At 66.6% G+C, this 8,092-nt stretch carries 7 protein-coding genes, 2 tRNA genes and 1 pseudogene; 5 read left to right on the forward strand and 5 right to left on the reverse strand.

Going from position 1 to position 8,092, the window contains the following annotated elements:
* Positions 1 to 69 precede the first annotated feature (69 nt).
* Positions 70 to 142 (reverse strand) — tRNA-Arg (locus tag BPODLACK_RS13200).
* A 36-nt stretch (positions 143 to 178) separates the two neighbouring features.
* Positions 179 to 270: transfer RNA gene (locus tag BPODLACK_RS13205), tRNA-Ser, on the reverse strand.
* Positions 271 to 387: 117 nt separating this feature from the next.
* On the opposite strand from BPODLACK_RS13205, the gene hisC reads away from it, so the two are divergent.
* Positions 388 to 1,455: a histidinol-phosphate transaminase gene (gene hisC / locus BPODLACK_RS13210; protein ID WP_159405446.1), complete on the forward strand. Its 1,068-nt coding sequence runs from the start codon at positions 388 to 390 to the stop codon at positions 1,453 to 1,455.
* On the opposite strand, the gene BPODLACK_RS13215 is transcribed toward hisC, so the two are convergent.
* Positions 1,452 to 2,447, reverse strand: a complete 996-nt coding sequence (locus BPODLACK_RS13215; RefSeq protein ID WP_035760424.1) for an alpha/beta hydrolase — start codon at positions 2,445 to 2,447, stop codon at positions 1,452 to 1,454. The two genes, hisC and BPODLACK_RS13215, sit on opposite strands and share 4 nt — an antisense overlap.
* A 199-nt stretch (positions 2,448 to 2,646) precedes the next feature.
* On the opposite strand from BPODLACK_RS13215, the gene BPODLACK_RS13220 reads away from it, so the two are divergent.
* Positions 2,647 to 3,147, forward strand: coding sequence for an acyl-CoA thioesterase (locus tag BPODLACK_RS13220; RefSeq protein ID WP_006438754.1), 501 nt, complete (start codon positions 2,647 to 2,649; stop codon positions 3,145 to 3,147).
* Here BPODLACK_RS13220 and BPODLACK_RS13225 read toward each other — a convergent pair.
* Positions 3,121 to 4,368 carry a hypothetical protein gene (locus BPODLACK_RS13225; RefSeq protein ID WP_024498768.1) on the reverse strand — a complete coding sequence of 416 codons (1,248 nt, stop codon included), beginning with the start codon at positions 4,366 to 4,368 and terminating at the stop codon, positions 3,121 to 3,123. The genes BPODLACK_RS13220 and BPODLACK_RS13225 overlap by 27 nt on opposite strands.
* A 145-nt stretch (positions 4,369 to 4,513) precedes the next feature.
* Between BPODLACK_RS13225 and BPODLACK_RS13230 the strand changes: the two genes are divergently transcribed.
* Genes BPODLACK_RS13230 through BPODLACK_RS13240 form a run of 3 tightly spaced genes read left to right on the forward strand, consistent with a single transcriptional unit; the run spans position 4,514 to position 7,357 of the window.
* Complete coding sequence (locus BPODLACK_RS13230) at positions 4,514 to 5,638, forward strand: magnesium transporter CorA family protein (RefSeq protein WP_024498769.1); 1,125 nt, start codon at positions 4,514 to 4,516, stop codon at positions 5,636 to 5,638.
* A 7-nt stretch (positions 5,639 to 5,645) separates the two neighbouring features.
* The gene (locus BPODLACK_RS13235) at positions 5,646 to 6,560 is read left to right on the forward strand and encodes an ABC transporter ATP-binding protein (protein ID WP_006438751.1); all 915 of its coding nucleotides are present in this window, start codon (positions 5,646 to 5,648) and stop codon (positions 6,558 to 6,560) included.
* Positions 6,557 to 7,357: an ABC transporter permease subunit gene (locus BPODLACK_RS13240; protein WP_006438750.1), complete on the forward strand. Its 801-nt coding sequence runs from the start codon at positions 6,557 to 6,559 to the stop codon at positions 7,355 to 7,357. The genes BPODLACK_RS13235 and BPODLACK_RS13240 overlap by 4 nt, the downstream gene beginning before the upstream one ends.
* On the opposite strand, the pseudogene BPODLACK_RS13245 reads toward BPODLACK_RS13240, so the two are convergent.
* Positions 7,354 to 8,092, reverse strand: a pseudogene (locus BPODLACK_RS13245) (IS481 family transposase); the annotation flags it as partial. The gene BPODLACK_RS13240 and the pseudogene BPODLACK_RS13245 overlap by 4 nt on opposite strands.

The raw sequence follows: 8,092 nt of genomic DNA on the forward strand, positions 1-8,092 counted from the left end.
AGCGGAGTGGACACCTACCATCGCCCACATGTAGAAATCCCCAGGCCATATCGACCTGGGGATTCTCTGTGCGCCCGTAGGGATTCGAACCCCAAACCTTCTGATCCGTAGTCAGATGCTCTATCCGTTGAGCTACGGGCGCGTGTTATTCAGTTGTACCGCCGTCGGCCGACTGCGGTGGCGGAGGCGAGAGGATTTGAACCTCCGGTCCCGTTTTAGCGAGACAACTCATTAGCAGTGAGTCCCATTCGGCCGCTCTGGCACGCCTCCTTGGCGGAGTCCTTTCGAACTGCCGGACGAAAGGTTACACACCCTTCGCGTCCACAAGCAAACCGTTTGGTCAGAGCCGGTTTTTGCCCGTTCCGCGGTGCGGCCTACATTGGTCTGGTGCGCCTGCGAATCCGACCCGATCTCGACGACCTTCCTGTGTACGTACCGGGCAAGACGTTTCCCGGGTCCGTCAAGCTCGCGAGCAACGAGGTCCCCGAGGGTCCTCTGCCCAGCGTCATCGAGGCCATCGCCGCGGCGGTGGCGGGAGTCAACCGCTATCCCGACAACGGGATCGTCGAACTCACCGCCGCGCTGTCCAAGAAGCTGGGCGTCACCGAGGACGAGGTCCGGGTGGGCTGCGGATCGGTCATCCTCTGCCAGAACCTGATCCTCATCACCAGCGGACCCGGCGACGAGGTGGTGTTCGGGTGGCGCTCGTTCGAGACATATCCCCTCGCCACTCGCGTCGCGGGTGCGACGCCGGTTCAGGTGCCGCTCACCGACGACCTGACCTACGACCTCGAGGCGATGGCCGCAGCTGTCACCGAACGCACCCGCCTCATCTTCGTGTGCAACCCCAACAACCCCACCGGCACGGTCGTCGGGGAGGCCGACCTCCGCACGTTCCTGCAGAACGTGCCGTCGGATGTCCTCGTCGTGCTCGACGAGGCGTACTTCGAGTACCTGCGCCTGCCGGAGAACCAGGCCTACGACGCACTCGAACTCCGTCGGGAGTTCCCCAACCTGGTGATCCTGCGCACCTTCTCCAAGGCGTATGGCCTCGCCGGCCTCCGCATCGGTTACGCGATCGCCGACCCCGAGGTCATCACCGCGCTGGGAAAGGTCCACGTGCCGTTCTCGGTGAACAGCCTCGCCCAGACCGCCGCGATCGCGAGCCTCGAGGCCGGGGACGAACTCCTTGCCCGCACCGACGCCGTGGTCGCCGAACGTGCTCGCGTCACCGAACGTCTGCGTGCCGCCGGATACCGGGTACCCGACTCACAGGCCAACTTCGTCTGGCTCGATCTGGGTGCCGCGGCGATGGACTTCGCGCGTGCCGGCGTCGACGCCGGTGTGGTGGTCCGACCGTTCGACGGTGACGGCGTTCGGGTGACGGTCACCAACGCCGAGGAGGACGACGTCTTCCTGCGGTTCGCCGAGAACTGGGACGGCCCGCGGGCCTAGAGACCGCGTGCGATCGTCGGCCACGCCACGGCCAGGTCGCGTTCCCAGTAACCCCAGGTGTGGGTGCCGATGAGGCGGAAGCCGTCGGTGTACGGGATGCCCGCGGCGCGCAGGGTCACCGCGAACTCCAGCGAACAACGGTAGGCGCCGAGCTCGAGAGCCGACGACGACGCCGTCACGACGTCGCGAGACCCTTCTTCGGGTTCGATCCGGCGCTGCAGGTCGAGCGGACCGACCGCACCGGAACCCGCGGCGATGAAGATGTTCTTCCCGCGGAGTTTGTCCAGATGGTGGTTCGGATCGTGCGCACGCCACCCGGCGGAGCCGAAGGGCCCCCACATGTTGGTCGCGTCGCCGCCGTCCCGGCCGACCGTCGAGCGCACATACGCCTCGTTGAACGGGCCCGACACAGGCGGACAACCACTGAGGGATGCGACACCGGTGTACATCGCCGGGTTCCGCACGGTGAGCGCGAACGCTGCCTGCCCGCCCATGGACAGGCCGATGATCGCGTTACGCCCGTTGCCGTTGAACCTCTCGTCGACGAGCGGTGGCAGCTCCTTGGTCAGGAACGTCTCCCACATCGGTTTGCCGAGCTTCGCGTCCCGCTGCTTCCAGTCGGTGTAGAAGGTCCCCGATGCCCCGGCGGGGAGCACCACGTTGACGTTCTTGTCGGCGAAGAACCGGCCGGCACGTCCCTTGGTGATCCAGTCGCTGACGTCCTTGTAGTTACCGGCGCCGTCGAGCATGTACACCGTCGACCGCGGAGAGGTGGCACCCGCGGGAGTCAGCACGGACACGCGTATGCGGTCGTTCATGGCCGGCGAGAACACCCAGATGTCGGTGCGCAGGGCACTCATCTTCACGGCCTTGGCGATGCGGGCGACAGGTTTCGGTTCGACTGCCCGCGGTGCTGCATGGGCCACCACGGGGGTCAACGCAGCCGTCATCACCAGACTGGCAAGACCCGCGATCAAGCGCCTCGATCTCATGTCAAACTCCCTACCCGGCAAACCCCGACCGCACCGGAAGTCCTCGTTCGCCATGCATGTGCTCCGCGCCGACCGATCTGGACGCGTGGCGACATCTAGACTGTCAGACTACCTGCCGGTCGGCAGGTCGAGACGTCGCGAAAGTGGCCGATCCGATACCAACCACCACACAAACGGTGTCCCCGAGCGAAAGTCGACGATGCACAAACCTCCGAGCGGGCAGAACTCACCGAAAGACAAGCCCGACGACGGGGATCTGAACGACAACGGGTACGCGTTCGTCGCCGACATCCCGGTCCGGTGGTCGGACATGGACGCCTTCGGACACATCAATCACGCGCGCATGGTGACTCTCATGGAGGAGGCCCGCATCGCATGGCTTCTCAGCGCCGGCGAGGAGTACGCCCCTCTGATCACCAGCGCGATGATAGTCCACGTCGACATCCGATATCAGGCCCAACTCCGACACGACGACTCGCCGCTGCTAATCGGTATGTGGATCAAGAACTTTCGGTCGGTCGACTTCACCATCGGCTATGAGATCCGGGGCGCGACCGCCGACCCGGACAGCCGGCCGGCGTGCGTGGCGAGCACGCAGATGGCGGTCGTCGACGTCGAGAAACACACGCTTCGACGCCTCAGCTCCGAGGAGAAGGACTACCTCAAGGCCTGGTCACGACGGCTCGTAGCGGGCCGGTAGCTCCCGCGGCACGGCCGGGGATATCCGGGCGATGTTGCCCTGTAACACATCTCGGTAGATCCGAAGCTGCTCTTCGCCGCTGCGCACCTGTTCGGTGAGACGCTTGGCGTTGTCGACCGAGATCTCCCGATCACCCGACCGCGCGATCAGCGCGTCGATGCGGTCGTCCAGGGTCATCGCCTTGTTGTATTCGGCGAGCACCTGGAGTTCGTCGGCCGCCGACTCGACGACGTGGGCGACCTCGCCGAGCGCCTGCACACGATCGATGAGTTCGGTCCACACCGGCCGGAGCGTGGTCTCGCGCTGGTCGATCTGGGCCGCGAAGGTGCGATCGAAACCGCCGTTGCGTTTCGCGCGGTCGAGGTCGATGCGGACGGCTCGCAGGGCGATCACGTCGGCGGCGATCTCGGCGAGCTCGGCGTGCAGGTTGACCTGGGTGCGCTGCACCTCGAAGTGGTCGGAGCGCCATGCGGGGTTGCCGACGATGCGGTCGTAGTAGTGCCCCGCGATGAACAGGAGGGTCTCGTAGCCGTCGACGAAGTTCGCCGCCCGCGGGGCCCCGCCCGGCACGTCGCGTCCGGTCGCGAACAGCTGATCGGCCCACTGCCCGGCCTGCGGATTGCCCGACTTCGCGGCGACCTGCCCGACGACGCCGGCGATGCGGTCGATGGCCGCAGTACCCGCGCGCCGGACGTAGCCCGAGGAGTTGACGTTGGGTGTCGGCGTGCACAACAGCCCGGCGAAGAGCCGCTCGCGTTCCTCGATCTCGAGATAGATGTTCTCGCGGCGCTCGCGGCGGATCGCCCGCGTCCCGGAGGCGAGGACGCCCTTGGCGGTCACGATGTACTTGCGCGCGTCGTCGCGGCGCCGTTGCAGCCCGTTCAACCGGTTCCTCAGCACCGCGCCGACGACGCTCGGCACGACCGGGCTGGACAACTGGTGTTCGAGCTGGAAGATCGCCCGCTGCAGGCGGCGCAGGTCGCCGAACCCGGCGGGGACCGTCGGCATCGGCCGGCCGGTGGAGATCCTCCGCACCACGATCGCGCGGCCCCCGGGTGTCAGGTAGCCCGCCGCCACCAGCAGTGCGGCGGTGTCGGACAGCTCGCGCCGCTCACCCGGCACCGACGACCGGTCGCACCACTCGCGGATCTGATCGCTCGTGCGCGCGGGCATCCGCCGGTGCCCTCTCGAGCCCTGCCCTTCCGGGCCCTTGTCGACCATGCCACTGCCGCCTTACTGGAAGAATCGGTCCGCGCCCCGTATCTGCAGACACCGGCTTCGATGCTACCCGCGGTCTCCGACACGCCTGGGTGACCATGATCTCCCCCGGAGGCCAACCGGTGGTCCGGGATGACACGATGTGCGCATGACCGATTCCGTCGCGGCCGGTACCGGACACTCTGCGAGCGAGCGGGTACGCGGCCAGATCTGGCGCAACGGCGAGGCCGTCGGTGCATTCGACCCCGACGGCTTCGACCTCGACGTGATCTCCGACTGCCTCGACTCCGGCGATCCCGACACCCTCATCTGGGCCGACCTGGAATGCCCCTCCCACGAGACGCTGTCGCGGGTCGCCGCAGAGATCGATCTGGATCCCTTCGCGGTCGAGGACACCGTCGCGGCGGCCGAACGGGTCAAGACGGTGGTGTACTCGGGCCACACGTTCGTGATGGTCTACGCGATCGCGCTGCACGACGGCGACGCCTCGTCCGACGCCGATGCAGAGCCGTCCGACGAGGTGTCGGAGAGGGTGTCGGGGACCGACTTCCGCGCGTCGATGAACGGTCACGCGCGAATGTTCGACCTGCACCGCATCTCGATCTTCGTCAAGCGGAACGCCCTGATCACCGTGCGCCCGACGCCGGGGTTCGACATGGACGAGGTGGTCCGGCGCTGGACGGAGAGCAGCGCGATGCAACACGGCATGGGCGCACTCGTCCACGGCCTGCTCGACGTCGTCGTCGACGGACATTTCGACGCGGTCCAGCGGCTCGACGACGAGATCGAGGACCTCGAGGCGCTGCTCTTCGACGAGCGCGTCCCGGGGCGGGAACTCCAGCGCCGCACCTACGATCTCCGCAAGGACCTCGTCGTGTTGCGGCGGGTGGTCCTACCGATGCGCGAGGTGATCGCCGGCATCCAGCGGCGTCGCTTCGAGAACAACGCCCCGCCCGAACTCGATCCGCACTTCTCGGATCTGTACGACCATGCCCTGCGCGCGTCGGAGTGGACCGAGTCGTTGCGGGACATGATCACGACCGTCTTCGAGACGAACCTGACGCTCGCCGACGCGCGGTTGAACACGGTGATGAAGAAGCTCACGGCATGGGCCGCGATCATCGCGGTACCGACCGCCATCACCGGCTTCTACGGACAGAATGTGCCATTCCCGGGATATCTCAACACATTCGGTTTCATCATGAGTATCTGTTTGATAGTTGTTGTCGTGCTGAGTCTCTACATCTCCTTCCGACGCCGCGATTGGTTGTGACACGACGGTGAACTCTCCTGCCATCACGATCGACGGACTGACCAAGCGCTTCGGTGCGGTCGCCGCGGTCGACGACCTGTCCTTCACGGTCGCGGCGGGACGCGTGACCGGTTTCCTCGGCCCGAACGGTTCGGGCAAGACGACCACCCTGCGGATGCTGCTGGGTCTCGTCGAACCGACGGCCGGACGCGCCCTCATCGGCGACCGCCCGTATCGGCAGATCCGCCGGCCCGCACAGGAAGTCGGGGCGGCGCTGGAGGCCTCGAGCTTCCACCCGGGCCGCACGGGACTGTGGCATCTGAAGGCTCTGGCCCCACAGGTAGGGGTGTCGACGGCGCGGTGCCGGGAGGTGCTGGACTTCGTCGGGCTCACCGAGGCCGCGGACCGCCGGGTCGGCGGCTATTCGATGGGTATGCGTCAGCGCCTCGGCCTGGCAACGGCATTGCTCGGTGATCCCCGGGTCATCATCCTCGACGAACCGGCGAACGGCCTCGATCCCCAGGGCATCGTCTGGCTACGCGGACTCTTCCGATCGCTGGCTCACGAAGGTCGGACGGTGCTCCTCTCGAGTCACGTTCTGGCAGAGGTGCGCAGCACCGTCGACGATGTGGTGGTCATCAGCAACGGTCGACTCGTCCGGGCGTCGACCCTCACCGAGTTCGAGGACCTCGCCGTCCACGCGGTCAGGGTCCGCACCCCGGGCCCCGCGTCGTTCGTGGCCCTGGCACGCGAGCGCGACTGGCGGATCGAGGACGCCCCCGGCGGCTTCCGCGTGCACGGTGTCGACACGGCGACCGTCGGCTCCGCCGCATTCGGCGCCGGTATCGAACTGCATGAACTCACCGACGCCGGTGCCGATCTCGAGACCGTGTTCCTGCACCTGACCGGTTCGCCCACACCGTCGATGGGAGCTGTGCGATGAAGGCGGCACTGGTCGCGGAGTACCGCAAGTTCGTCTCCACCCGGATGTGGTGGGTGCTGCTCATCGCCATGGTCGGCTATCTGGCGTTCATCGGTGCGGTCCTTGCCTTTTCGATGACCGCGGAGGACGCCATGAACCGTCCGGTGCTGCTGTCGGGCGGTGATCTCGCGCGGTCGATCTACGCGTTGACCTCTCCGATCGGCTACGTGTTCGCCCTGGTCATCGGCAGCCTGGCGGTGACCGGCGAGTTCCGCCACAAGACCATCACCGCCAGCCTCCTGGTCGAGCCACGGCGCGGAATCCTATTGTCGGCCAAGCTGATCGCGGGCATTCCGATCGGTGCACTGTACGGCATCCTCGGCACGCTCGCGGTCGTGGCGACCGTCGCCCCGATCCTCGCCATCCTCGGCGACGGCGCCTTCCTCGGCGACGGTTCGACCATCGAGGTCATCGCCCTGTCGATGCTGGTGATGGTGTTGTGGACGGCGATGGGCGTCGCCTTCGGCGCGGTGGTCTCCAATCAGGTGGCCGCGATCGTCATCCTGCTGGCATTCACCCAGCTCGTCGAGCCGATCGCCCGGATCGCCCTGGGCTCCTTCGACGTCACCACGTCGGTCTCGAAGTTCCTTCCCGGTTCGGCTGCCGATGCCCTGGTGGGTACGACCTTCTTCGCCAGCATGGGCGAGGGCGCCTCGGATCTCCTCCCCCAGTGGGCGGGGGCCGTGGTGATGCTGGTCTACATCGCGGCGTTCGCCGTCGTCGGCCGGCTCACGACCCTGCGACGCGACGTCGCCTAGGTGTACTGACCCGCCAGGTTGGGTACGCGGTCGGCGGGTGAGTCGCCTCTGAGTGCGGTGTGGCTGCGTTCGTGATTGTAGATGCGCAGGAACTCGTCGAAGGCGGCCACGCGTTCGGTCTCGCTGTTGTAGGGGCGGGCGTAGGCCCATTCCTCTTGCAGTGTGCGGTTGAATCGTTCCACCTTGCCGTTGGTTTGCGGCCGGTACGGTCGTGTCCATTTGTGTTTGATCCCGTTGTCGGCCAATCGTTTCCGGAACATTCTGGACCGGTAACAGGACCCGTTGTCGGTCATCACCCGTGTGGTCGTGACGCCGATCGAGGCAAAGTGGGCCAAGGCCCGGGTCATGAACGCGGTCGCGGTTTCCTTCTTCTCATCAGCGAGGATCTCCGAATAGGCGTATCGGGAGTGATCATCGACGGCGTGGTGCAGGTAGGCGTATCCCAGGTTGGGGCGGCCATGCACGGTGCGGGGCCGGGACGTGATCGCGATGGGCACTGGAATTGCGGCCGCCTCGGGCGCGGCCGTGCACGCGGTGCCCACCACCGTCGGGGATCCTGCCCAGCTTCTTGATGTCGACGTGGATCAAGTCCCCGGCAGCTTCGCGTTCATACCGGCGAACCTCACGTCGTCGTGCACGCACCGGTGCTCCGGTGGCCGGGTCGGTCCACGACAACCGCACACACTGGTACCGGGTGAGGATGCGGTGGACTGTGGACACGTTCAACCCCAGGTG

It is taken from the genome of Gordonia sp. YY1 (genome assembly GCF_009872315.1).
Taxonomy (GTDB): Bacteria; Actinomycetota; Actinomycetes; order Mycobacteriales; family Mycobacteriaceae; genus Gordonia; species Gordonia amicalis.

What these genes read in the sequence shown, in the direction of transcription:
- BPODLACK_RS13215 (WP_035760424.1), bottom strand. Translation starts at nt 2,447, where the DNA reads ATGAGATCGAGGCGCTTGATCGCGGGTCTTGCCAGTCTGGTGATGACG.
- BPODLACK_RS13220 (WP_006438754.1), top strand. Translation starts at nt 2,647, where the DNA reads ATGCACAAACCTCCGAGCGGGCAGAACTCACCGAAAGACAAGCCCGAC.
- BPODLACK_RS13225 (WP_024498768.1), bottom strand. Translation starts at nt 4,368, where the DNA reads ATGGTCGACAAGGGCCCGGAAGGGCAGGGCTCGAGAGGGCACCGGCGG.
- BPODLACK_RS13230 (WP_024498769.1), top strand. Translation starts at nt 4,514, where the DNA reads ATGACCGATTCCGTCGCGGCCGGTACCGGACACTCTGCGAGCGAGCGG.
- BPODLACK_RS13240 (WP_006438750.1), top strand. Translation starts at nt 6,557, where the DNA reads ATGAAGGCGGCACTGGTCGCGGAGTACCGCAAGTTCGTCTCCACCCGG.